Annotated in this window: 19 protein-coding genes and 1 other RNA gene; 14 read left to right on the top strand and 6 right to left on the bottom strand. The window is 63.6% G+C overall.

Annotated features, from left to right (window positions below):
- Positions 1–55: 55 nt before the first annotated feature.
- The gene (locus LCW13_RS00695; RefSeq protein WP_064503271.1) at positions 56–2,440 is read right to left on the bottom strand and encodes a mechanosensitive ion channel domain-containing protein; all 2,385 of its coding nucleotides are present in this window, start codon (positions 2,438–2,440) and stop codon (positions 56–58) included.
- 664 nt (positions 2,441–3,104) lie between these two features.
- Here LCW13_RS00695 and LCW13_RS00700 point away from each other — a divergent pair.
- The 4 genes from LCW13_RS00700 (at position 3,105) to LCW13_RS00715 (ending at position 7,344) form a co-directional block, all read left to right on the top strand.
- On the top strand, positions 3,105–4,001 hold the full coding sequence (locus LCW13_RS00700; protein ID WP_209443791.1) for an ABC transporter substrate-binding protein: 897 nt from the start codon (positions 3,105–3,107) through the stop codon (positions 3,999–4,001).
- 176 nt (positions 4,002–4,177) lie between these two features.
- Positions 4,178–5,146: a FecCD family ABC transporter permease gene (locus LCW13_RS00705; RefSeq protein WP_043333495.1), complete on the top strand. Its 969-nt coding sequence runs from the start codon at positions 4,178–4,180 to the stop codon at positions 5,144–5,146.
- A 128-nt stretch (positions 5,147–5,274) separates the two neighbouring features.
- On the top strand, positions 5,275–6,333 hold the full coding sequence (locus LCW13_RS00710; protein WP_225347477.1) for a FecCD family ABC transporter permease: 1,059 nt from the start codon (positions 5,275–5,277) through the stop codon (positions 6,331–6,333).
- 153 nt (positions 6,334–6,486) lie between these two features.
- The gene (locus LCW13_RS00715) at positions 6,487–7,344 is read left to right on the top strand and encodes an ABC transporter ATP-binding protein (RefSeq protein ID WP_052384524.1); all 858 of its coding nucleotides are present in this window, start codon (positions 6,487–6,489) and stop codon (positions 7,342–7,344) included.
- A 226-nt stretch (positions 7,345–7,570) separates the two neighbouring features.
- Here the strand turns inward: LCW13_RS00715 and ssrA are convergent.
- Together ssrA and smpB are read right to left on the bottom strand one after the other, a co-directional pair.
- Positions 7,571–7,925, bottom strand: a transfer-messenger RNA (tmRNA) gene (gene ssrA / locus LCW13_RS00720).
- 135 nt (positions 7,926–8,060) lie between these two features.
- Positions 8,061–8,537, bottom strand: a complete 477-nt coding sequence (gene smpB, locus LCW13_RS00725) for an SsrA-binding protein SmpB (protein ID WP_043333345.1) — start codon at positions 8,535–8,537, stop codon at positions 8,061–8,063.
- 162 nt (positions 8,538–8,699) lie between these two features.
- Here smpB and LCW13_RS00730 point away from each other — a divergent pair, with 162 nt between their 5' ends.
- Positions 8,700–9,137, top strand: a complete 438-nt coding sequence (locus LCW13_RS00730) for a type II toxin-antitoxin system RatA family toxin (RefSeq protein WP_043333347.1) — start codon at positions 8,700–8,702, stop codon at positions 9,135–9,137.
- 87 nt (positions 9,138–9,224) lie between these two features.
- On the top strand, positions 9,225–9,536 hold the full coding sequence (locus LCW13_RS00735; protein WP_043333350.1) for an RnfH family protein: 312 nt from the start codon (positions 9,225–9,227) through the stop codon (positions 9,534–9,536).
- A gap of 92 nt (positions 9,537–9,628) precedes the next feature.
- Here the strand turns inward: LCW13_RS00735 and LCW13_RS00740 are convergent, their stop codons facing one another.
- Positions 9,629–10,057, bottom strand: coding sequence for an outer membrane protein assembly factor BamE (locus LCW13_RS00740; protein WP_052384519.1), 429 nt, complete (start codon positions 10,055–10,057; stop codon positions 9,629–9,631).
- Positions 10,058–10,135: 78 nt separating this feature from the next.
- On the opposite strand from LCW13_RS00740, the gene fur reads away from it, so the two are divergent.
- Positions 10,136–10,558 carry a ferric iron uptake transcriptional regulator gene (fur, locus tag LCW13_RS00745; RefSeq protein WP_043333352.1) on the top strand — a complete coding sequence of 141 codons (423 nt, stop codon included), beginning with the start codon at positions 10,136–10,138 and terminating at the stop codon, positions 10,556–10,558.
- A 200-nt stretch (positions 10,559–10,758) separates the two neighbouring features.
- Here fur and recN read toward each other — a convergent pair whose 3' ends face one another.
- On the bottom strand, positions 10,759–12,429 hold the full coding sequence (gene recN / locus LCW13_RS00750) for a DNA repair protein RecN (RefSeq protein WP_043333355.1): 1,671 nt from the start codon (positions 12,427–12,429) through the stop codon (positions 10,759–10,761).
- Positions 12,430–12,805: 376 nt separating this feature from the next.
- On the opposite strand from recN, the gene grpE reads away from it, so the two are divergent.
- From grpE to dnaJ, 3 genes are all read left to right on the top strand, one after another.
- The gene (gene grpE, locus LCW13_RS00755; RefSeq protein ID WP_043333357.1) at positions 12,806–13,429 is read left to right on the top strand and encodes a nucleotide exchange factor GrpE; all 624 of its coding nucleotides are present in this window, start codon (positions 12,806–12,808) and stop codon (positions 13,427–13,429) included.
- 203 nt (positions 13,430–13,632) lie between these two features.
- Positions 13,633–15,555: a molecular chaperone DnaK gene (dnaK, locus tag LCW13_RS00760; RefSeq protein ID WP_043333360.1), complete on the top strand. Its 1,923-nt coding sequence runs from the start codon at positions 13,633–13,635 to the stop codon at positions 15,553–15,555.
- 169 nt (positions 15,556–15,724) lie between these two features.
- On the top strand, positions 15,725–16,876 hold the full coding sequence (dnaJ, locus tag LCW13_RS00765) for a molecular chaperone DnaJ (protein ID WP_043333362.1): 1,152 nt from the start codon (positions 15,725–15,727) through the stop codon (positions 16,874–16,876).
- A 163-nt stretch (positions 16,877–17,039) separates the two neighbouring features.
- Here the strand turns inward: dnaJ and LCW13_RS00770 are convergent, their stop codons facing one another.
- The gene (locus tag LCW13_RS00770; RefSeq protein WP_052384520.1) at positions 17,040–18,068 is read right to left on the bottom strand and encodes an esterase-like activity of phytase family protein; all 1,029 of its coding nucleotides are present in this window, start codon (positions 18,066–18,068) and stop codon (positions 17,040–17,042) included.
- A gap of 211 nt (positions 18,069–18,279) precedes the next feature.
- Here LCW13_RS00770 and dapB point away from each other — a divergent pair, with 211 nt between their 5' ends.
- The 4 genes from dapB (at position 18,280) to greA (ending at position 24,604) form a co-directional block, all read left to right on the top strand.
- Positions 18,280–19,086 carry a 4-hydroxy-tetrahydrodipicolinate reductase gene (gene dapB / locus LCW13_RS00775; RefSeq protein WP_043333367.1) on the top strand — a complete coding sequence of 269 codons (807 nt, stop codon included), beginning with the start codon at positions 18,280–18,282 and terminating at the stop codon, positions 19,084–19,086.
- A 601-nt stretch (positions 19,087–19,687) separates the two neighbouring features.
- Positions 19,688–20,833 carry a glutamine-hydrolyzing carbamoyl-phosphate synthase small subunit gene (carA, locus tag LCW13_RS00780; protein WP_043333369.1) on the top strand — a complete coding sequence of 382 codons (1,146 nt, stop codon included), beginning with the start codon at positions 19,688–19,690 and terminating at the stop codon, positions 20,831–20,833.
- Positions 20,834–20,900: 67 nt separating this feature from the next.
- Positions 20,901–24,131 carry a carbamoyl-phosphate synthase large subunit gene (gene carB, locus LCW13_RS00785; RefSeq protein ID WP_043333371.1) on the top strand — a complete coding sequence of 1,077 codons (3,231 nt, stop codon included), beginning with the start codon at positions 20,901–20,903 and terminating at the stop codon, positions 24,129–24,131.
- Entirely contained in the window at positions 24,128–24,604 is a 477-nt protein-coding gene (gene greA, locus LCW13_RS00790; protein ID WP_043333374.1) for a transcription elongation factor GreA, read from the top strand. Before carB ends, greA begins: the two co-directional genes overlap by 4 nt.
- Positions 24,605–24,646 lie beyond the last annotated feature (42 nt).

The raw sequence follows: 24,646 nt of genomic DNA on the forward strand, positions 1-24,646 counted from the left end.
GCCTGCGCAGGCAGCCGTGTCGGGGCAGCCGTGTCGGAATACCGCAGGCGCTTGATCAGTCGCCGTCGGCATCCGGCTGGGTGGTCTGACGGATGCGCTGTTCCTCGGCATCCACGACTTCCCCGTCTTCGGTGGCATGACGCGTCAGCGGATTCTCCTCGCGACGCTTGGCGACCTTGGCGGCTGCCTCGCGCTGCTCGGGGGTCTTCGGCTGACCGGCGGCGGAGCCATCGATCACGAACGGTGCCTGCATGGTGCGCACGTTGGCCGGCGGCGCACCACCGTCCTTGTCCTGACCGAAGTACATGGTCATGTGCGGGAACGGGATCTCGATGCCAGCGGCGTCGAAGTGCTGCTTCACGAGCTTGTTGTACTCGCGGCCGATGGCCCACTGGTTGCCCGGGCTGGTCTTGATCATCACGCGGATATTGACCGAGCTGTCGGCCAGGGCCGAGACGCCGGCAATGGTGACCGGCTCGAGAATCTCCGGACCATAGCTGCCTGCCTCGAGCTCATCGAAGGCCGCACGCAGGTGCACGATGGCGTGGTCGACATTCTCGCGATAGGAGATGCCGTATTCGCCGACATGGTAGGCGAAGTCACGCATGTAGTTGGAGACGGTATCCACCGACGAGAACGGCACGATATGGAAGGTGCCGGACAGGTCGCGGATGCCCACCGAGCGGATGGTCAGGCGTTCCGCGGTACCGGTCACGCCACCGGCAGAGACCACATCGCCGGTGTTGATGGCGTTCTCCAGCTGGATGAACACCCCGGTGATGATGTCCTGCACCATCTTCTGGGCGCCGAAGCCGATCGCCAGACCCAGTACCCCGGCACCGGCCAGCAGCGGCGCGATGTCGATGCCGATCTCGGACAGCACGATCATCGCGGTGAAGACGATCATCGCGATGGCGATGGCATTGCGGAACAGCGCCAGCAGGGTTTCTACCCGCGAGGACGGCTTGCCCTTGCCGGTGTCCGGATTGAGCTTGTGCTCGATCAGGCTGGCGATGCCGACCCAGACCGCGATGGCGAAGGCGAGAATGAACAGCACATGGAAGATGCGCGACAGCAGCAGGGCACCGGCATCGGTTGCCAGCCACTCGCCGAGCGCCACGATGTGCCAGGCATTCAGCACCATGCCGACCACCACGATCAGGATGATGGCGCGCATGATGCGCAGCGCGGTGGGGATGTAGGAGTTGAGGCGCTTCTCCAGCAGCGGCAGCTGGCCGCGCAGCTTGTCGGAGATCTGGATGCGCTTGCCGATCAGCTGTGTCACCACGCGTGACAGCAGAGCCCCGCCGCCGATGGCGAGCAGCGTCTTGAGCGTCGCCCCCATCATGAACGGCAGCGCCTCTTCAGGCGTCGTCTGCGAGATGATGAACAGGGTGGCGAAGTAGGCCAGCGCGATCAGATGCCAGGTGCGCGCCAGAATGCGCAGACACACGGCGATGATCGCGTTGTTCGCCTCGCGGGCTTGAGTGAGCAGGCGGTCACGCAGAATGATGCGATTGCGCGAGATCACCACGATGGCCCAGACGAGGGTGATGGCCATGATCAGCAGGTTGACGAAGCTGCCGACGGCCGGCGCCAGGTTGTTGTTGATCATCGGCACCACGACCAGGATGCCGTAGCCGATGAAGCCGGCCAGCATGGCCAGGGAGCGGTTCCAGTAACGCGCCACGTCATCCGGCATCGGCAGCAGACGCAGCCCCTTGTAGCCTGAGGAGAACAGCATGCGCATCAAGGCCTTGAACAGCTCGATGACCAGATAGGCGTTCAGGAACATCGACTCGCGCTGACCGATCACGCCCTGTTCGCCATAGGCGAAGATGGCGAGCAGATAGCCGCCGAGGAAGGCGAGGCCGATGACCGCGATGTCCACCACCGCCGCGACCAGTACCGCCAGCAGGGTGCGCAGCAGCGGGCTGCGGTGCTGGCCATCCAGTGACCACTGGCTGACACGTGAGAACAGCGGCTTGGCGAGTCTGCGCAGCACGAGGAACAGCGCGATGGTCGAGATGACGACCAGCCCGAGGCTCACGGCCTCGCTGGTGAAGCGACTCCAGTCGATCTCGTCGGCGTCCTCGTTGGCCAGGCCATCGAGGGTGCCCAGCATGCGGTCCAGCGTGGCGGAGAGATCCGCGACCAGGTCCTGGCTGATGGCCGCCAGCTGGCGCGACAGTGACGGCGAGTCCTCGCTCAGGGTGACGTCTTCCCCTGCCACCTCGACGGCTTGTTCACTCGCCTTGCTGTCCAGCTGTCGCAGGCCTTCGATCAGGGCCTCGCGCTGACTGGGGTCTTCCAGCAGCGTGGCCAGGCTCTCGTAGGAGGATGTCGCGCCATCGCCGCTGCCGTCCTCGGCCGGGGCGGCATGGGACAGGCTGCTGAACCCGAGGCTCAACACCATCAACAGCATCATCAGGGCGGACATCAGCCAGGCAGGTCGCCATGAGTCCGGTTGGCACGAGGCAGCAAGGGCGGGAGGGGAATGCGGGGGTGTCGGAATCGCCACAGATGGCTTCTCCATGTCGGTGAGTGTGTGAGGCGTCGGGGTAGAGAGTGAGAGCAGGCTCCGGTGGTGCATCAGAGGCTCGCAAGCGTCCCATCACTAACGCGAGGATCTGTCAGGTAGATGTTGAAGGGGCGTCACGCGCGTCCTGCGCGCACGCCGAGCGAGAGTCCATCCTTCAGTTATCGGGGCACTTGGGGCTATCCCAACCCCTGCGGGGACTCCGCCAGAGACATTCTTGCGCACAGCCTGCGGCAGGCGCCGCCAACCTTCAAGGTCTTCAGGCGCTGCTCGGGGGAGAGACGTGACCTGCTGCCACGCAGGATGTTGCAATGTCGCGTTGCATGAACTGGTGTGGTGAGTCACAGGATGAGCCGGTATTGTTGCGATTGATTATTATTCGTTGCTCGAGTGTGATAGTCATGCGCACAGGGGTCACCTTGCGGTATCGTCCTGCGCAGGATCACGCCTGCCTTCGCTTGAGTGCGAGATCATTTCCTTCATTTCGGAGTACTGCATGACCGTCTCGTCGACTGCTTTTACTGCTCGTGGCATGACCCGGCCTGCATGGTTAAAACAGGGCCTGATGGCGACCTTGGCGGTAGCGCTGATGGGGGCTTCCCTGTCTGCCGAGGCACGCAGTGTCGAGACGGCCTACGGTGAGCTGGACATCGAGGGCACGCCGCAGCGTGTCGTCACCCTGTACGAAGGCGCGCTGGATGTGGCCGTCGCCAGTCAGGTGACGCCGCTGGGCACCGTGACCACGCGTGGCGGTGATGGCGTGGCGAGCTATATCCAGTCGCAGGTGCCGGACATCAAGATCATCGGCACGCCGCGTGAGTTCAATCTCGAGGCGATCGTCGCGCTCAAGCCGGACCTGATCCTGGCGCCGCCGGGCCTCGACAAGACCCAGTACCAGCTGATGTCGCGTCTGGCGCCGACCGTCGTGCCGAGCGCTTCGGCGCTGAGCCAGCAGGGCTGGAAGGAGCAGAGTCGTGTCTATGCCGAGGCGCTGGGCGAGACGGCCGAAGCGGAACTCGAGACACGTCTGGCTGCCATCGACGCGCACGCCGCGCGTCTGAAGGCCGAGATGACCACCCCGGAAACCGCCAGCCTGGTGCGTCGCATGCCGGGTGGTCTGATGGCGATGTCCGACCAGCTGTTCGCGACCGGCCTGATGGCGGCCAGCGGCTATGAGCTGGTCGGCGGTGATCTGGTCAAGCCGGGTCGCCCGCATTCCGATCCGCTCAGCGACGAGAACATGGCACGCATCGATGCGCAGACCATCTTCCTCGCCACCATGGACGATTCCTCTGATGCCGCGGTCGACGCCCTGGCGGCAGAGCCGGCCTTCCAGCGTCTCGAGACAGCGGACCGCGACAGCCTGGTCGGCGTGAATGGCCAGCTGTGGACCAGCGCCAGCGGCCCGTTGGCCGCGGAAGCATTGCTGAAGGATATCGACCGGGCGCGCGATGATGGCTAGTCGCAGTCATGTCGGTGCACGACGTTTGACCCCTGCGCAGGCAGGGGACCTCCCGCAACCGCGACGCGGGAGGTGGTATGCAGGCTGAAGAGACCTCTCCACAGGTCCGCAGGCCACGCGCACATGCCGCCCGGATGACCCACAAGGTCTCCGGGCGTCTTGCGTTGCGTCAGGTGATGCCGCTGGCCTGCCTGAGCGCCCTGCTGACCTGTCTGGCCAGCCTGCTGTGGGGGGCTGGCGATGTCGGCCCCTGGCAGGCGCTGCAGGTGCTGGCCGGACAGGGCAGTGATCAGGCGCGCTTCGTGGTGCTCGAGCTACGCGCGCCGCGTACCCTGATCGGCATGGTGGTCGGCATGATGCTCGCCTGTGGCGGCGCCCTGATGCAGGTGGTGGCACGCAACCCGCTGGCGGAGCCGGGCTTGCTGGGCGTGAGTGCCGGGGCCTCCTTTGCCGTGGCCGTGGCATTGTTGCTGGGGATGGAAGCGACCGGCATGCACGTGATGGTGGCGCAGAGCGGTGCGCTGCTGGGCTGCCTGTTCGTGATGAGCACCGTGCGGATGAGCGGCGCACGTCAGGACCCGGTGCGTCTGGTGCTGGCCGGCGCGGCGCTGTCGAGCCTGCTGGTGGCGCTGACGTCTCTGGCCTTGCTGATCGATCAACGTGCGGCCGACGAGATCCGCTTCTGGGTGATCGGCAGTCTGGCCGGGCGCTCGCTGGAGGCGCTTTACAGCAGCCTGCCCAGTATCCTGCTCGCGGTGCTGCTGACGCTGTGGCTGGCGCGGCCGCTCTCCGCGATGGTGCTGGGTGAGCAGGTCGCCAGTGGCCTGGGCCACCATCCCAAGCGCGTGCGCAAGGTCGCGATCCTGGTGGTGGCGCTGCTGGTCGGTGCCGCGACGGCACTGGCCGGGCCGGTGGCCTTCGTCGGCCTCGCCGTGCCCTATGTGGCGCGTGCGCTGTGCGGCGCCGATGTGCGGCGCACGCTGTGGCTGTGCCTGCCGCTGGGCGTGACCATGCTGCTGAGCGCCGATGTGGTGTCGCGGCTGGTCGTGCCGCCCTCGGAGCTGCCGCTGGGGGTGCTGACGACCCTGATGGGCGCGCCCGTGCTGATTGCCGTGGTGCGTGCCCGCCGTCTGCCCACCCTGTAGCTCTGGCGCTTGCGGCGTGAACGATGATGGAGGCCAGGCTGGCGCGCATGCCGGCGCCATCGCCTCATTGCTTGAATCGACCGGCCCTGTCAGGCGTTGTCCTGACAGGGCCTTGTTTGGAATCGATGATGTCTAGACCTTCACCGCTTGATCCCCTCCGCTCGGCCCCCACAGGCACGCTCTGGTGGCGACATGGCAAGCTGTCCCTGCTGCTGTTGCGTGCGCCATTGCTGGCGGCCGGCATACTGCTGCTGGCGCTGCTGATGGCCAGTGTCGCCTCGCTGATGCTGGGCAGCGCCGGCCTTGGGCCGTGGGATGCCTTCAAGGCGGCCTTCGGGCACGGCGAGTTCGCTACCGTCTTCGTGGTGCAGGAGCTGCGTCTGCCGCGCCTGCTGGCCGGCATCGCCACGGGCGCTGCCTTCTCGCTGGCGGGCTGTCTGATGCAGACCCTGGCCGGCAACCGTCTGGCGACGCCGGGTATCATCGGCATCGACAATGGCGCGACCGCCTTCGCGGTGGCCTCCGTGGTCGGGATGGGCATCTCGCTGGCGCCGCCGGTGATGGCGCTGAGCGGTGCCGTGATCGCCACTGCGCTGGCCTTCGGGCTCTCTGGCGGCATCGGCACGCGCGGCTATCGCTTCCTGGTCGCCGGTATCGGGGTCGGGGCGCTGTTCGGTGCCGGCACGCAGCTGATGCTGGCAAGAGTCTCCATCGATGCCGCCAACAGCGCCTACCCGTGGACGGTCGGCAGCCTCAATGCGCGTGACGCCGATTCGCTCACCTGGCTCGGGCTGGCCCTGCTGATCGGCGTGCCGATCGCGCTCTGGCTGGGGCGCGGGCTGAATACGCTGCGCTTCACCGACCGCGTGGCAACGGGGCTGGGACAGCCGGTGTCGCGTGTACGCCTGATCACGCTGTGGCTGTCGGTCGTGCTGACGGCGGCGGCCGTCGCGGTGGCCGGGCCGGTAGGCATGGTGGCGCTGGTGGGCCCCGAGATCGCACGCTACCTGTCGCGTCACAAGGGCGTGCCGCTGCTGGCCTCGGCGCTGGCCGGCGCGCTGGTGATGGTGCTGGCAGACCTCGCCGGTCGTACTCTGCTGTCGCCGCAGGAAATCCCGGTCGGTATCGTGATGGCCGTGGTCGGCAGCCCTTATCTGCTGTGGATACTGCTGCGCAGCCCGCGCTAGCCGTTGCCCCTATTTTCCTGCTGAGCGGCCCAGGGCCAGCCCTTGCCGCTCAGCGTCGCACGACATGTTTCAGCGGCTGATGATGTACCAGCGGCCGATGATGTTTCAGGAGAGTGCGCCATGAGCGCTGAGACGATGCTTGATCCGCGAGCGATGAATTCCCCGGCCGATCGCCACGCCGCGGCCACCACCGATACCCTGCGAGCTAACGAGCTGTCGCTGGGCTATGGCGCGCGCCAGCGCCATGTCACCGTGATCGATTCGCTGACCCTGGGGCTGCCCGACGGCAAGGTGACGGCGATCGTCGGGCCCAATGGCTGTGGCAAGTCGACACTGCTGGCAGGGCTGGCACGCCTGCAGTTGCCTGAGTCAGGCGCGGTGCTGCTGGAAGGCAAGGACATTCACGCCTACAAGCGGCGCGAAGTGGCCCAGCGCATCGCGCTGCTGCCTCAGGAGACGCATTCGCCCGAGGGGGTAACGGTACATGAGCTGGTGCGTTTCGGTCGTCAGCCCTATCAGGGCGCGCTGAGTCAGTGGTCTGAGGAGGATCAACGGCTGGTGGCCGAGGCGATGGCCGCCGCCGACATCGAGAGCCTGGCGGACCGTGAGCTGGCCTCGATGTCCGGCGGGCAGCGCCAGCGCGCTTGGATCGCCATGGCGCTGGCACAGCAGACGCCCTTGCTGCTGCTGGATGAGCCGACCTCGGCGCTGGATCTCGGCCACCAGATCGAGGTCTTCGAGCTGATCCAGCGTCTGGCCCATGAAGAGGGCAAGACCATCGTGATGGTGGTGCATGATCTGGCCAGCGCCTGCCGCTATGCCGACCACATCGTGGCCATGCATGCAGGCCACGTGATCGCCGAGGGCGCGCCCGCTGAGGTGGTGACGCCGGAGCTGGTGCGCAAGCTCTATGGAGTCGAGTGCCGCCTGATCCCCGACCCCGACACCGGCACACCGCTGCTGATCGGCGTGCGCCGCACCAGCGAGCGCCTGAGCGGCAGCGCGACCTGAGGCCGAGACTGTGGCCATGACGGGTGCTGTGGCGCCTGCGTGGCCGCTGCCGGGCCTTGCGCAGGCCTGAGAGAGGGGCTTTAGAGGCCTGAGAGGGTGACTTGAGAGGGCAGCTTGATAGGGCGACTTGAGAGAGCGCTCGGCCTCTGACAGGAAAGCCCCAGCCAGCACTGATCGCCCACAAACAGAAAGGCCTCCCCGAAGGGAGGCCTTTCTGTCACGGATATGGTGGAGGCGACGGGAGTCGAACCCGTGTCCGCCGGCACTCCGCCTTCGGCTCTACATGCTTAGTTTCATTATTTGATTTAACACTACTGCCGCCAATGAACAGGCTACAGCAATGCGATTCTCTGAGTTTTAATCTCGACCTTAGAGACGTCGGCCAAGACGATCCTGTTTATACGGGCTCGTTCTCAATCCACCTTGAACAGGCGCAACGGTATCATGAGCAGCTTATGCAGCTAGAGCGTAGTTGTCGTCGTTTGCGACTATATATTTGCAACGTTTTATTTACGAGATACGTTACGATCTCGGCATGCACCTCAGGGTTTGCCACCAGCGTCGAATGCCAGAACGCCCCCATAACAGTGTTACCACTTTACTGCGTTGCTACGTCTTCATCATAACAGGTGGGGACTGTGCTACGCCAGTTCAAGCGTTCAGGAAAATTTCTGACCTGACAGTAGCTTGCTGGCGTGAGCTGCCTCACGCTGCCCTCAGCGGTCGCGCAGGATACGGGCTTTCTGACGGTTCCAGTCACGGTCTTTCTCGGTGGCGCGCTTGTCGTGCAGCTTCTTGCCTTCCACCAGCGCGATCTCGCACTTCACGATCGCATTCTTCCAGTACAGCTTGACCGGCACACAGGTGTGGCCCTTGTCCTGGGTGCGCGAGAAGATGCGTGCGATCTGCTTCTTGTGCAACAGCAGCTTGCGCGTGCGCTGCGGGTCCGCCACCGCGTGGGTGTTGGCGGTTTCCAGCGGATGGATGTGGCAGCCCAGCAGCCAGGCTTCGGCATTCTTGATCACGATATAGGTATCGGTCAGCTGGCCCTTGCCTGCGCGCAGCGCCTTCACTTCCCAGCCTGCCAGTACCAGACCCGCTTCGAAGGTTTCCTCGATGTGGTACTCGTGGCGTGCCTTCTTGTTCTGGGCGATCAGATTGCCGCCCTGTTCGGGTTTCTTTTTCTTGCCCATGTTGCCTCATTTGTCGTGTGCGCCTGCCGTCATCCAGTGTGGATATGGCACATCCTTCTGGATGGGGGGAGGCGTGTTACCATTCAAGGCCAGACGGCACTTCATGCGCCGGCCCATTGTTCATGATACGCATGCTGCGTATCCAAGTCAGCGGAGAGCTAGATGCCTACGGTCAACCGGTCTGCCCTGGTGCGGCATTCGGCCCGGGCAATGTTCGATCTGGTCAATGATTTCGAGCGTTATCCCGAATTCCTGTCCGGCTGCAGCAACGCGGAATTGCTGGAACGTGATGAGGACCATCTCAAGGGCAGGCTCACCCTGTCCAAGGCAGGCATGCAGCAGAGCTTCGTTACGCGCAATGACCTGTATGCCCCCGAGCGGATAGAGCTGAACCTGGTCGATGGCCCCTTCAAGCGTCTGCAGGGGACCTGGCTGTTCACGCCACTGGGCGAAGACGCCTGCAAGGTCTCGCTCGAGATGGACTTCGAGTTCAGCAATCGCCTGCTGGGCATGGCGTTCGGCAAGCTGTTCAGTCAGGTCGCCGCTCAGATGGTCGAGGCCTTCACGCGCCGCGCTGACCAGATCTACACCCAGCGCTGACACCTGGCCGTTGGCCAGGGTGCAACGCCGCGCAGGTGATATATCGCACAGGTGGTATATAAAGGTGGCGAGAGCAAAGGAGCAGACATGACAGATAGAATCACGGTCGAGGTGGCCTATGCGCTGCCCGACAAGCAGAAGATCGTCTCGCTGGCGGTCGCCCCCGGTACCACGGCGCGCGAGGCCGTGCGCATGGCGCGTCTGGAGCAGCACTTTCCGACGATTGCCGCCGAGGTGTTTCTCGAGGCGGACCTGGGTATCTTCGGCAAGGCGCTGCGCAAGCCCGATGAGCATGTGCTGGACGCCGGGGACCGGGTCGAGGTCTATCGCGCCTTGATCACCGACCCCAAGCTTGCGCGCAAGCGGCGCGCCGACAAGGCCGCTCGCGCCGCTCAGTAAGACGAGATACAGGCGAGAATCAAAAACAGCGGGGCACCTTGAAAGGTGCCCCGCTGTTGTTCTGGCTTGTCACTGAGTGAAGAGGTCAGTGATCAGCGCTCTTCAGGCAGGTCGGCTGCGCCTGCCTTGGGTTCAGCACGGTTAGGCTGTGCCGCGCGAGGGTCGATGTCCAGGTCCGGCACGATGACGGTTTCCTGGTCGATGTCGCCGCTCTTGTCGATGTTGGAGAGTGAATCGCCTGCGAAGGTCAACGTCACGCGCTTGTTGATGATTTCGCCATCCGCTTTCTTGAGGCGATAGACGTAGTCCCAGCTATCCTCACTGAAGGGGGCGGTCAGCAGCGGTGAGCCCATCACGTAGATGACCTGTTCGCGGCTCATGCCCGGCTTCAATTGCTCGACCATTTCCGGCTTGATCAGGTTGCCCTGAGGAAGGTCGCGCTTGTAGACGCTGAAGTAGCTGCACCCGGTGAGCAGCGACAGGGCGCTGCAAAAGGCGACTGTTTTGATCAAGTTTTGCATTTGCCCTGAAGATTCCCTATCGTTTTGCCTTGGCCGATCATACCTGATACATCAAGCGACTGCGAAGAGTACCCCAGCATGGCCGATCAGAACCATGAACTGCGCAAGGCGGGACTCAAGGTAACCCTACCGCGAGTCAAGATCCTGCAGATCCTCGAGAAATCGACGGATCGACACCTGAGTGCCGAGGACGTGTACAAGGCGTTGCTTGAGGCTGGCGAAGATGTCGGTCTGGCGACGGTTTATCGTGTGCTCACCCAGTTTGAAACAGCGGGACTGGTGATGCGTCACAACTTCGATGGCGGTCACGCCGTCTTCGAACTGTCCCAGGAAGAACACCATGACCACATGGTATGTCTGGACAGCGGCGAGATCATAGAGTTCTGTGATCCCGAGATCGAGCGCCGTCAGCGCGAGATCGTCGAGGAGCACGGCTATGAGCTGGTCGAGCATGCGCTAGTGCTCTACGTGCGCCCCAAGGGCGACAAGAGCGATAGCTGACGCGGGTTGCGTCAGGGATGACGTGGCTGGAGAGCCTTCTCCGGCCAGATACACGAACGGCCGCCCTCAGGGGCGGCCGTTCATGTATCTGGCGTGCATGTTTCCTCAATCCATGACTCTGGCGTTCGTCTTGTTGAGGAGCGTCATTGGACGAATGGACGTCGCTGGCAGTGCATGAACGGCGACTTAGACGACAGCGCTCAGTGGCGGCTGTCGGCAGCGCCCAGCATCTCGCGGGCATGGGCGAGGGTCTGCTCGGAGAGATGAATGCCGCCCAGCATGCGTGCCAGCTCGCGCACGCGGCCGCTTTCATCCAGCAGCGCCATGTGGGTGCGGGTCGTGTCCTTCTCGGCCTGCTTCTCTATATGCAGGTGCTGATGCGCCTGTGCGGCGACCTGCGGCAGGTGCGTGACGGTCAGCACCTGGCCCTTGTCGCCCAGGCGACGCAGCAGCTGGCCGACGATCTCGGCGGTGGCGCCGGAGATGCCGACATCGACTTCATCGAAGACCAGGCTGGGGATGGTCGAGCGACTGGCGGCCACGACCTGGATCGCCAGTGACACACGCGAGAGCTCGCCGCCGGAGGCCACCTTGGCCAGCGCACGTGGCGGCTGGCCCGGGTTGGCGCTGATGCGGAAGTGGATACGCTCCATGCCTTCCGGCTGCGGGCGCTCCCGCGCCTCGATGGCGACCTCGAAGGTGGCCTTGCCCATGCCGAGGAAGGCCAGCTGGTCCTGGATGTCGCTGGCCAGTTGCGGGGCGGCAGTGGCGCGTTTGGCGCTCACCTCACTCGCCAGCCCCTTCCAGGCCTCGCGACGCTGAGCCACTTCTTCCCGCAAGGCTTCGATGGCCTCCTCATCGCCACCCAGGCCGTCGAGTTCTTCGCTCAGACGCTGATGAAGGCCATGCAGCTCGTCCGGCATCACATGATGCTTGCGCGCGATCTGGTGAATGCGGCTCAGGCGCTCATCGACGAAGGCGAGACGCTCGGGATCGAGTTCGGTGACTTCCACGAACCGATGCAATTCACGCGCCGCTTCTTCTATCTGGATGCGCGCTTCCTCGAGCATGCCCAGCGCACTGGCCAGTGAGCCATGCTCGTTGCCCGGCAGATGCGCCAGACGTGCCAGGGCCTGGTTGAGGCGTGGCAGCGCACCTTCTTCGTCGTGATCACAGCATTCGGCGGCGGACTGCGCCTCGGCCAGAATCTGCTCGGCATTGGCCAGCGTTTCCTGCTCCTGTTCCAGGGCTTCCAGCTCCCCTTCGCACAGCGCCAGTTCATCGAGCTCCTCGACCTGATAGCGCAGCAGCTGGCGACGTGCACGCACCTCATCGCCATCATTGCTCATGCGCTTGAGGCGACGATGCGCCTCCTGCCAGTGACGGAAGTCCTCGCGCAACTGGGCAGCCTGAGTCTCCAGGCCCGCATATTCGTCGAGCTGACGCAGATGCGTCTCTTCCTTGAGCAGGGAGTGATGGGCGTGCTGGGAGTGGATGTCGATCAGGTGCTCGCCCAGCTCGCGCAGGTCGGTGATGGTGCAGGGCGTGCCGTTGATCCAGGCCTTGGAGCGGCCGCTGGCGGTGATGACGCGACGCAGCAGGCAGTCGTCGCTGCCCAGTTCGCGCTCATCCAGCCACTGACGGGCGTCGCCAAGCTCACTGATATCGAAACGCGCGATGAGGTCGGCGCGGTCGGCGCCATGGCGCACGCTGCCGGCATCGGCACGCTCGCCCAGACACAGGCCGAGGGCGCCGAGCAGGATGGACTTGCCGGCACCGGTCTCGCCGGTGATGGCGGTCATGCCGCGGCGGAAATCGAGTTCCAGCGTTTCGACGATGGCAAAATCTTGGATGGCGAGTTGCAGCAGCATGACTACCTCCGAGGGGGCTTTGACGTACGCCGTGCTGGGAGAACATCAGCGGACCCGGACTCGATGGGCGGGCTACGGTGTCGCCATACAGTATGTTTATACAGTGAACATGGCTTTTTATACAGCACGTTCGGGTGGCCTTCAATCCATGCCGGACTCAGTGGGGAGAAAAGCCCGCGGCAAGGCTTGAGAAGCGATGTGCTGTCCCCATATAGAGGCACTGACACTTTCAGTCGGCAGCAATGGCCTGGCCTTGCTGCCTCTCAAGGCAACTCATGGCCTGTCTGTCAGCCAGTGCGCGTGATGCTTCGCGACAAGCTCAGCAGGCCACGAATCAGGGCAATGGCGCATAGACGCCGGCCCGCAGGAGATCAGCATGGCTCAGGACCCGCAGACCCCGATGGATGAAGAGCTTCAGCGTGCCGCTCGCGATGCCGAGCCGCAGCCGGAAACGCCGGAAGGTGAAGTGATCGACAACGTACTGGATGCCGACGATACCGGCGCCGAAGGCTCTCTGGTGGACAACCCGGAAGCCGAGATGCTGGCCGCCCAGGTCGAAGAGCTTGAGCAGGCCGTCAAGGAAGCCAAGGACCAGGCGCTGCGTGCGGCTGCCGATGCGCAGAACGCGCGCCGTCGTGCCGAGCAGGACGCCGAGAAGGCGCGCAAGTTCGCGCTGGAGAAGTTCGTCAAGGAAATGCTGCCGGTGGTGGATTCCCTCGAGAAGGCACTGGAATCCATGTCGGGTGACGAAGCGGCCAAGACCCACGTCGAAGGCATCGAGATGACCTTGAAAATGCAGCTGGATGCCCTGAACAAGTCAGGCGTCGAGCAGCTGGATCCGCACGGCGAGCCCTTCGATCCGGAATACCATCAGGCTGTCGCCATGGTGCCGTCCCCGGACGCGGAGCCGAACAGCGTCATCGACGTGATGCAGAAGGGTTACACCCTCAATGGTCGCCTGGTGCGTCCGGCGATGGTGGCAGTCAGCAAGGCCTCCTGAGGCCTGCGCGCTCCCGACGCCCGATAGGCGTTGGATCGCGCCCTGTGGGGGCTCAGGGCGATCCGGCCCGGGAAAATTTGCCCGGCCGGGTCTTGAAACCCTGACACGCGACCCCATCTAGAGAAACAAGTTCAGGCACCGACACAAGGTGCCGACATCCAGACTTATCTTTCAGGCTAGCAACAGATTCGAGGTATACGATTATGGGACGCATCATCGGTATTGACTTGGGTACTACCAACTCCTGTGTGGCAGTGCTCGACGGCGAGAAAACCAAGGTCATCGAAAACGCTGAAGGCGGTCGCACCACACCGTCCATCATCGCTTACACCGACGACAACGAGATTCTGGTCGGCCAGTCGGCCAAGCGTCAGGCAGTGACCAACCCGGAGAACACCCTCTTCGCGGTCAAGCGCCTGATCGGTCGCAAGTTCAAGGATGATGTGGTTCAGAAAGACATCAAGATGGTGCCGTACAAGATTGTCGAAGCCGACAACGGTGACGCCTGGGTGCAGGTGAAAGACAAGAAGATGGCACCGCCGCAGATCAGTGCGGAAATCCTCAAGAAGATGAAGAAGACCGCGGAAGACTACCTCGGTGAAGAAGTCACCGAAGCCGTCATCACCGTGCCGGCCTACTTCAACGATTCCCAGCGTCAGGCGACCAAGGACGCCGGCCGCATCGCGGGTCTCGACGTCAAGCGCATCATCAACGAGCCGACTGCCGCAGCCCTCGCCTACGGCATGGACAAGTCTCGTGGTGACAAGACCATCGCGGTCTACGACCTGGGCGGCGGTACCTTCGATATCTCCATCATCGAAGTCGCCGACGTCGACGGTGAGACCCAGTTCGAAGTGCTCGCCACCAACGGCGACACCTTCTTGGGTGGTGAAGATTTCGACATGCACCTGATCAACTACCTGGTTGACCAGTTCAAGGCAGACAGCGGTATCGATCTGTCCGGCGACAACCTCGCCATGCAGCGTCTGAAGGAAGCTGCCGAGAAGGCCAAGATCGAGCTGTCCAGCGCTCAGCAGACCGACGTGAACCTGCCGTACATCACGGCTGACAACACCGGTCCGAAGCACCTGAACGTCAAGGTGACCCGTTCCAAGCTCGAGTCTCTGGTCGACGACTTGGTCGCACGCTCCCTGAAGCCGTGCCAGACCGCGCTGTCCGACGCCGGCCTGTCCGCCTCCGAGATCGACGACGTCATCCTGGTCGGTGGTCAGACCCGCATGCCGCTGGTGCAGTCCAAGGTGGCCGAGTTCTTCGGCAAGGAAGCTCGCAAGGACGTCAACCCGGATGAAGCGGTCGCCGTCGGCGCCGGCATCCAGGGCGGCGTGCTGGGCGGCGACGTCAAGGACGTGCTGCTGCTGGACGTGACCCCGCTGACCCTCGGTATCGAGACCATGGGTGGCGTGCTGACGCCGCTGATCGAGAAGAACACCACCATCCCGACCAAGAAGTCCCAGGTGTTCTCCACCGCTGATGACAACCAGGGCGCGGTGACCATCCACGTCCTGCAGGGTGAGCGCAAGCAGGCCGCGCAGAACAAGTCTCTGGGTCGCTTCGACCTGGCCGACATTCCGCCGGCGCCGCGCGGTGTGCCGCAGATCGAAGTCGCCTTCGACCTGGATGCCAACGGTATCCTGAACGTGTCCGCCAAGGACAAGGCGACCGGCAAGGAGCAGTCCATCGTCATCAAGTCTTCCGGCGGCCTGTCCGACGACGAGATCGAACAGATGGTGCGTGACGCGGAAGCCAACGCCGACGAAGACAAGAAGTTCGAGGAAATGGTCCAGCTGCGCAATCAGGCCGACGGCATGATTCACGCGACCAAGAAGACCCTGACCGAAGCCGGTGACAAGGCCGAAGCCAGCGAGAAGGAAGCCATCGAGACGGCGATCTCCGAGCTGGAAGAAGCCCTGAAAGGCGACGACAAGGATGCGATCCAGGCCAAGCTGGATGCACTGACCGAAGCGTCCGGCAACCTGGCGCAGAAGCTCTACGCCGAGCAGGGCGCCCAGGGTGAGCAGGCTGCCGAAGGTCAGGCTGGCAAGAAGCAGGACGACGACGTGGTTGACGCCGAGTACGAGGAAGTCAACGACGACAAGAAGTCCTGAGGGATTTCTTGAACGACGTCTGATGACAGCGCGGGAGCCTTGTGAAGGTGTCCCGCGTTGTCGTTTGCATCGGTGGCGCCTTGCGCTAGCCGCGAGCCACCGGTGACAACCGGCATTCCAGAACAGACCGGCAGCCTCAGGCTGCCAGCAATCCAGGCGGACCTGATCCATGTCCAAGCGTGATTATTACGAAGTGCTTGGTGTCGAGCGTGGCGCCGACACCAAGGACATCAAGAAGGCGTACCGACGCCTGGCCCAGAAGCATCACCCGGACCGCAACCCGGATGATGAAACTTCGGCCGAGAAGTTCCGTGAAGTCTCTGAAGCCTACGAAGTGCTGTCCGATGCTGACAAGCGCGCCGCCTATGACCAGTTCGGTCATGCCGGTGTCGATGGTCAGGGCGGCGGTGGCTTCGGTGGCGGCGGCTTTGGCGGTGGTGGTGCCGGCGGCTTCGGCGATGTGTTCGGCGATGTCTTCGGTGACATCTTCGGTGGCGGCGGTGGTCGTCGCAACCCGAACGCTCCGCAGCGCGGCAGCGACCTGCGTTACAACCTGGATCTCGATCTGGAATCGGCGGTTGCCGGTACCACGGTCGATATCCGCGTGCCGCGTCTGGCGGCCTGTGGCCACTGTGATGGCGATGGTGCCGAGCCGGGTTCCAGCAAGGAAACCTGCCCGACCTGCAATGGCATGGGCAAGGTGCGCATGCAGCAGGGCTTCTTCGCGGTCGAGCAGGCGTGTCCGACCTGCCACGGTCGTGGCGAGAAGATCAGCGTGCCGTGCCGCAAGTGTCACGGCGAAGGCCGCGTCCAGGAATCCAAGACCCTCTCGGTCAAGATTCCGCCGGGCGTCGACACCGGCGACCGCATCCGTCTGAACGGCGAAGGCGAGGGCGGTGTCAACGGCGGGCCGTCAGGTGATCTGTATGTGCAGGTCAACCTGCGCGAGCACGAGATCTTCAAGCGCGATGGTCGTCATCTGCAGTGTGAAGTGCCGATCAGCTTCGTCGATGCGGCGCTGGGCGGTGAGCTCAACGTGCCGACCCTCGACGGACGTGTCGTGCTGAAGATTCCGGCCGAGACCCAGACCGGCAAGCTGTTCCGTCTGCGCGGCAAGGGCGTCAAGCCGGTGCGCGGCGGCCCCGCCGGGGACCTGCTGTGCAAGGTGGTCATCGAGACCCCGGTCAGCCTGAATGAAGAGCAGAAGGAGCTGCTGCGTCAGTTCCAGCAGAGCCTCGGTGATACCGGCAAGAGCCATTCACCGAAGGAGAATAGCTTCTTCGATGGCGTGAAGAAGTTCTTCGAAGACATGAAGCCCTAGGCCTTCGCCTTGCCGTCTGCGGGCCAGCCCCGTGGATGGCCTTCATGCCAGAGAGCCCCGCACTCGACTTGTCGAGTGCGGGGCTCTCGCGTTTCAGGCCCAGTGGCTCAGTACAGCAACTCAGTTCGGTAACTCAGCCCAGTAACACAGCCCGGGGACATGGCTATTCCGGCGCTGATTCAGCCGTGAAGGCCTCGGGCTCGATGACGGCAAAGCAGCTCAGCAGCGTGGTCTGGAAGCTGCTGAAGTTGTCATCCGAGATCATCAGGAAGCGATTGCCTTCCAGATGCGTCAGCCCTTCGAAGTTGTCCAGCGACCAGCCATCGCCGCTCGACAGGCGTGCCAGGGTGCGCACCTCGGCCTGGGTGCCGGGCTCACCGAGATGCGCGCGGCGCAGACTGATCACCAGCGGGAAGGGCGGCGAGAAGGCGCGCTCCAGCATCAGCATGTCACCGTCGGGCAGCATCTCCATCGCGGTCAGGCTCGAGCCGGTGTCGCTGGCCAGCGGGTAGCTCCACTCGTGCTTGTCGTCGAGGCTGAAGATGCGCGTCATGCCGTCGCTCATGCCCTCCGGCGTGGCTTCCAGCCCGGCGAGCATGCCGTATTCCGGGTGCAGGGTCAGGGCTTCCATGCCGTTGTTGGGCGCCGCGCCGCGCGCGCCCATCGGGGTGAAGGGCTCGCTGACGGCCAGGCCGCTGGGCAGGAAGTGCTCGACGCGTGGCTGCTGCTCGAAGCTGATCACCAGGCGGGAATCGCCGCGGCGGTCATTGTTCGCGCGCAGCAGCTGCAGGCCCTCGGCATCACTGAGGGCGCCGCGCAGCGAGACATCGGTCTCGTCGCGCAGGGTGTAGGTATTGAGCGCCTTGGCCCCGACCAGTTCACCGTGACGGAAGGCGAGTCGCAGACGATGCAGCCAGCCGCGGTCCGACACGGCATACAGCAGTGACTCGTCCTGGTCCCAGCCGATGTCCGACAGGCCCCCGACGGGGGTGTCATCCAGCCATTTGCCCGGCAGCCTGAGCGTGCCGCACCACTGGATTTCCGGGAACTCGCTCTTCTGTTCCGGCGATGCCAGCGTGTAGGGGCGCGGGTGAACGCCGCAGGCGCTCAACAGGCCGGCAAGCGTCGTGGTGACAGCGAGGGTCTGGAGCATGCGCCAGCGGCGCGAGGCGGGGGATTGGCGTGCAGGCATGCTGACTCCGGAGACTGAGCGGTGATGAGAAAAATGACGATCAACAGGAGACAACCTGGTACGAGGCTACTCTAGCGCGTAACCGGCACAAATACATGACGTCAGCCAACGCTGCAGGCGGCTGATATACTCGTGGCCACAGCATAGGTGGCACGCTCGGGGCATGCTCGCGGGCTGTCACCCTCAAGACCCACAACAGGCAGGAGTCAGCATGACCCGTATCGCAATCATGGGCGTCGCCGGACGCATGGGACGCACGTTGGTCGAGGCCGTCGGTGCAGTGGAAGGCCTGACGCTGGCGGCGGGCATCGTCGAATCCGGCAGCTCCCTGGCGGGCGTCGACATCGGTGAGCTGGCCGGTCAGGGCCGTCTGGGCGTGGTCGCCAGCGACAGTCTGGCTGCCGTGGTGGATGACTTCGATGTGGTGATCGACTTCACCGCACCGCAGGTGACACTGGCCAACCTGGCGCTGTGCGCTGAGCACGGCAAGCGCATGGTGATCGGCACGACCGGTTTCACGCCGGAGCAGCTCGAGCAGCTGGATGGCTACCGTGACAGCGTGCCCTTCGTGTTCGCGGCCAACATGAGCTCCGGCGTCAACCTGACCCTCAAGCTGCTGGAAACCGCCGCGCGTGCCCTGGGCGATGCCGGCTATGACATCGAGATCATCGAGGCGCACCACCGTCACAAGGTCGATGCCCCGTCCGGCACGGCGCTGGCGATGGGCGAGGCCGTGGCACATTCCATCGGGCGTGATCTCGCCACCCACGGTGTCTTCGCGCGTGAAGGTCAGTGCGGCCCGCGTACCGACAAGGAAATCGGCTTCGCCACCGTGCGTGCCGGTGACATCGTCGGTGAGCACACCGTGATGTTCGCCACCGAAGGCGAGCGCATCGAGATCACCCACAAGGCGTCGAGCCGCATGACCTTCGCCAAGGGCGCGGCACGCGCGGCCGAATGGCTGTCAGGGCGCGAAGTCGGCCGCTATGACATGCAGGATGTGCTGGGACTCAAGTGAGCGAAGTAGAGAGCAAAGTGGGGAGCGGAATGGAGAGCCAAGCGCTGAGATGACAGTCTGGCGACATTCAGGAGAATTTCTTGAAAGCTGTCTCGGTGGGCAGGATGCGGCGCACGCGTGAGCCATTCTGGCCGCCTTGCGCCGCTGGACTGCTTCGCTTTACAAGCGCTGTGCAGTGTCCCGGCTCGGCCAAGGGTTTCGTCAAGCTGACCGCGGCGACGAAACGACCGTATCGTGGGCCTTGTCGCCTGCTGGCGGGGCATGCGCGGGGTGGTCAGCACTCAAGGATTCCGGTAATCTCTACCCAATTTGGCCACGTTCTTGGCCGCCCTATTGGTTGCCGTTTTGGCAGCGCTCGGGCCAGCAGCATTCCGAAGAATGATAACAAGCGGGATGAAACCTGATTTTTCGGTTTCGTCCCGCTTTTTTGCAACCTGAATTTGCCGCTTCTGGCGCGCGTCTGTCCAGTGACAGGCACCTGGCAGAAGTCGGCAGCGGGACACAGGCTCGGCGAATGCCGAGCACGATAATCAAGCAGCATGTCCGGTGTTCGACCGCGGATTCCGGGCAGGAAAGTGGACACTATGGGGAGGACGTTGCGTTGATCAAACCCGCGATACTGGCCTTGGAAGACGGCAGTGTATTTCACGGCAGCGCCATCGGTGCTGATGGGCAGACCAGCGGCGAGGTAGTGTTCAACACTGCCATGACCGGCTACCAGGAAATCCTGACCGATCCCTCCTACACCCGACAGATCGTCACTCTGACGTATCCGCACATCGGCAATACCGGCATCAACGACGAGGACACCGAGTCCGACAGCGTCGCAGCCGCCGGCCTGGTCATTCGCGACCTCCCGCTGCTGGCCAGCAACTTCCGTTCCACTCGCTCCCTCGATCAGTACCTGCGCGACGAGAATGTCGTCGGCATCGCTGATATCGACACGCGTCGCCTGACGCGCATCCTGCGCGAGAAGGGCTCCCTGAACGGTGCCATCCTCGCCGGTGAAGATGCCCAGGGTGATGACGTCGTCGAGCGCGCGCTGGAAGCGGCACGCGCCTTCCCGGGTCTGAAGGGCATGGACCTGGCCAAGGAAGCCTCCTGCAGCGAGCAGTTCGAGTGGCACGAAGGCGAATGGACACTGGGCGAAGGCTACGCCGATACCCGTGAGTCCGAGCGTCCCTTCCACGTGGTCGCCTACGACTACGGCGTCAAGCACAACATCCTGCGCATGCTGGCCTCCCGCGGCTGCCGCCTGACCGTCGTGCCGGCGCAGACGCCTGCCGCCGATGTGCTGGCGCTCAATCCGGATGGCGTCTTCCTGTCCAACGGCCCGGGCGACCCCGAGCCCTGCGACTACGCCATCACCGCGATTCGTGAAGTGCTCGAGACCGACACGCCGGTCTTCGGCATCTGCCTGGGTCACCAGCTGCTGGCACTGGCCTCCGGTGCGACTACGGTCAAGATGGGCCACGGTCACCATGGTGCCAACCACCCGGTGCAGGACCTCGACAGCGGTGTGGTGATGATCACCAGCCAGAACCACGGCTTCGCAGTGGATGAAGCGGGCATGCCGAGCAGCCTGCGCGCGACCCACAAGTCGCTGTTTGACGGTAGCCTGCAGGGCATCGAGCGCACCGACCGCCCGGCCTTCAGCTTCCAGGGTCACCCGGAAGCCAGTCCCGGCCCGCAGGACGTCGCCCCGCTGTTCGATCGTTTCATCGAGATGATGCGCGCGCGACGCTGAGCCGAGCGCAGGCCCGAGGGCCTGATCCATCGTTGAGTTCAGTCACCAGATCATTGCGGGAAGAGACATGCCGAAACGTACAGACCTGAAAAGCATCCTGATCATCGGCGCCGGCCCCATCGTCATCGGCCAGGCGTGCGAGTTCGACTATTCCGGCGCACAGGCCTGCAAGGCCCTGCGTGAAGAGGGTTACCGGGTCATCCTGGTCAACTCCAACCCGGCAACCATCATGACCGACCCGGTGATGGCCGATGCGACCTACATCGAGCCGATCACCTGGGAAACCGTGGCGCGCATCATCGAGAAGGAACGCCCGGACGCCATCCTGCCGACCATGGGCGGCCAGACCGCACTGAACTGTGCGCTGGCGCTGGAGCGCGAAGGCGTGCTCGAGCAGTACGGTGTCGAGATGATCGGCGCCAACGCCGACACCATCGACAAGGCCGAAGACCGTGATCGCTTCGACAAGGCGATGAAGAAGATCGGTCTGGCGTGCCCGAAGGCCAAGGTCGCGCACTCCATGGAAGAAGCCTGGGAAATCCAGGCCGAGCTGGGCTTCCCGTCCATCATCCGTCCCAGCTTCACCATGGGCGGTTCCGGCGGCGGCGTGGCGTACAACCGTGAAGAATTCGAAGAGATCTGCCATCGCGGCTTCGAGCTGTCGCCGACCCGCGAGCTGTTGATCGACGAATCGCTGCTGGGCTGGAAGGAATACGAGATGGAGGTCGTTCGTGACAAGAACGACAACTGCATCATCGTCTGCGCCATCGAGAACTTCGACCCGATGGGCGTGCACACCGGCGACTCCATCACCGTCGCCCCGGCCCAGACCCTGACCGACAAGGAATACCAGCTGATGCGTGATGCATCGCTGGCCGTTCTGCGTGAGATCGGCGTGGAGACCGGCGGTTCCAACGTCCAGTTCGGCATCTGTCCGGACACTGGCCGCATGGTCGTGATCGAGATGAACCCGCGTGTGTCGCGTTCCTCGGCACTGGCTTCCAAGGCGACCGGTTTCCCGATCGCCAAGATCGCCGCCAAGCTGGCCGTCGGCTACACCCTGGACGAGCTGCAGAACGACATCACCGGTGGCAAGACGCCGGCGTCCTTCGAGCCGTCCATCGATTACGTCGTCACCAAGATTCCGCGCTTCACCTTCGAGAAGTTCCCGCAGGCCAATGACCGCCTGACCACGCAGATGAAGTCGGTCGGCGAAGTCATGGCCATCGGCCGTACCTTCCAGGAATCCCTGCAGAAGGCGCTGCGTGGCATGGAGACCGGCGTTGACGGTCTCGACCCGATCGTCGAGAACTTCAGCGACGAGAACATGGCGCGTATCAAGGGCGAGCTGCAGGCCGCCGGTGCCGAGCGTATCTTCTACATCGCCGATGCCATGCGTGCCGGTCTCGATATCGAAGAGATCTTCCGCCTCACCAACATCGATCGCTGGTACCTGGTGCAGCTGGCCGACCTGATCGCTCAGGAAGGCGCAGTGGCTGCAAGCTCGCTGGGCGAGATGGACGCTGATCGTCTGTTCCGTCTCAAGCGCAAGGGCTTCAGCGATGCGCGCCTGGCGCGTCTGATGGGCGTGTCCGAGAAGGCCTTCCGCAAGCACCGTCAGAAGCAGGGCATCCGTCCGGTCTACAAGCGCGTCGACACCTGTGCCGCCGAATTCGCGTCCGACACCGCCTACATGTACTCCACCTATGAGGAAGAGTGCGAGGCGGAAGTCAGCGACAAGAAGAAGATCATGGTGCTGGGTGGCGGTCCGAACCGTATCGGCCAGGGCATCGAGTTCGACTACTGCTGTGTCCACGCCTCCCTCGCCATGCGCGCGGACGGCTACGAGACCATCATGGTCAACTGCAACCCGGAAACGGTCTCGACCGACTACGACACTTCCGATCGCCTCTACTTCGAGCCGGTCACCCTGGAAGACGTGCTGGAGATCGCCGACAAGGAACAGCCGGTCGGTGTCATCGTCCAGTTCGGTGGCCAGACGCCGCTGAAGCTGGCGCGTGAGCTCGAAGCCGCCGGTGTGCCGATCATCGGCACCACGCCGGACGCCATCGACCGCGCCGAAGACCGCGAGCGTTTCCAGCAGATGATCGAGAAGCTCGGTCTGATCCAGCCGGAAAACGCCACCGCGCGCAGCTTCGAGGAAGCCTTCGTCAAGGCCGAGGTCATCGGTTACCCGCTGGTGGTGCGCCCGAGCTACGTGCTGGGCGGCCGCGCGATGGAAATCGTCTACTCCGCCGCCGAGCTCGAGAACTACATGACCCACGCGGTCAAGGTCTCCAATGACTCGCCGGTGCTGCTGGACCACTTCCTGAACGCGGCCATCGAGGTCGACATCGACGCGGTGTCCGACGGCAAGCAGGTCGTGATCGGCGCCATCATGCAGCACATCGAGCAGGCCGGTATCCATTCCGGTGACTCCGCGTGCGCACTGCCGCCGTACTCGCTGCCGGCAGACGTCCAGGAAGAGATGCGCGAGCAGGTCAAGCGCATGGCGCTGGAACTCAACGTCGTCGGCCTGATGAACGTGCAGCTGGCCTGGCAGGATGGCGTGATCTACGTCATCGAGGTCAACCCGCGCGCTTCACGTACCGTGCCGTTCGTCTCCAAGTGCATCGGCCAGTCGCTGGCGCAGATCGCCGCACGCTGCATGGCCGGCCAGACCCTGGAAGAGATCGGTTTCACCCAGGAAATCGTGCCGACCTTCTACAGTGTGAAGGAAGCGGTGCTGCCGTTCGCCAAGTTCCCGGGGGTCGACCCGATCCTGTCGCCGGAAATGAAGTCCACCGGCGAAGTGATGGGCTCCGGCGATACCTTCGCGGAAGCCTTCTACAAGGCGCAGCTGGGTGCCGGTGAAGCCATCCCGACCCTGGCTGGCGATCGCAAGGCCTTCCTGTCCGTGCGTGAGTTCGACAAGGCGGGCGTTATCGAGGTGGCCCGCTCTCTGGTAACATTAGGCTTTACGCTTTGTGCTACCCGTGGCACGGCAGAGGTGATCGCCGCTGCCGGCCTCGAGGTTGAACCCGTCAACAAGGTGTTCGAAGGGCGGCCGCATATCGTCGACATGATCAAGAACGGCGAGATCGCCTATATCGTCAACACCACAGAGGGACGTCAGGCCATCAATGACTCGTCCGTGATCCGTCGCACGGCGCTGGCGCACAAGGTGCCCTACGCCACGACGCTGGCGGGTGCCAATGCCGTGTGCATGGCGCTTGCCTACGGCAACGACGTCAAGGTCCGTCGTCTCCAGGATATGCATGCAGGAGTCATGATATGAGTAGAAGTCCGATGACCGTCGAAGGCGAAGACCGCCTTCGCAAGGAGCTCGAGCACTTAAAGGGCACTGAGCGTCCCCGGGTCATCGCTGACATCGCGGAAGCCCGTGAGCACGGCGATCTCAAGGAGAATGCCGAGTACCACGCCGCGCGTGAACAGCAGGGTTTCATCGAGGGTCGTATCCAGGAGATCGAGTCCAAGCTCTCCATGTCCCAGGTGATCGACGTCACCAAGTTGCCGAAGACCGGCAAGGTGATCTTCGGCACCACGGTCGACCTGATGAACCTCGATGACGATAGCGAAGTGCGCTATCGCATCGTTGGCGAAGATGAAGCCAGCATCAAGGACGGCAAGATCTCCGTCACCTCTCCGATCGCGCGTGCGCTGATCGGCAAGGAAGAAGGGGATGTCGTGGTCGTGCGTACCCCGGGTGGCGATGTGGAGTATGAAATCTCCGAAGTGCATCACATCTGAAGTGCATCGCCTCTGATTCGTCAGATCCTGGTGTCGTGACAG

Source organism: Cobetia amphilecti (genome assembly GCF_020217465.1).
Lineage (GTDB): Bacteria > Pseudomonadota > Gammaproteobacteria > Pseudomonadales > Halomonadaceae > Cobetia > Cobetia amphilecti.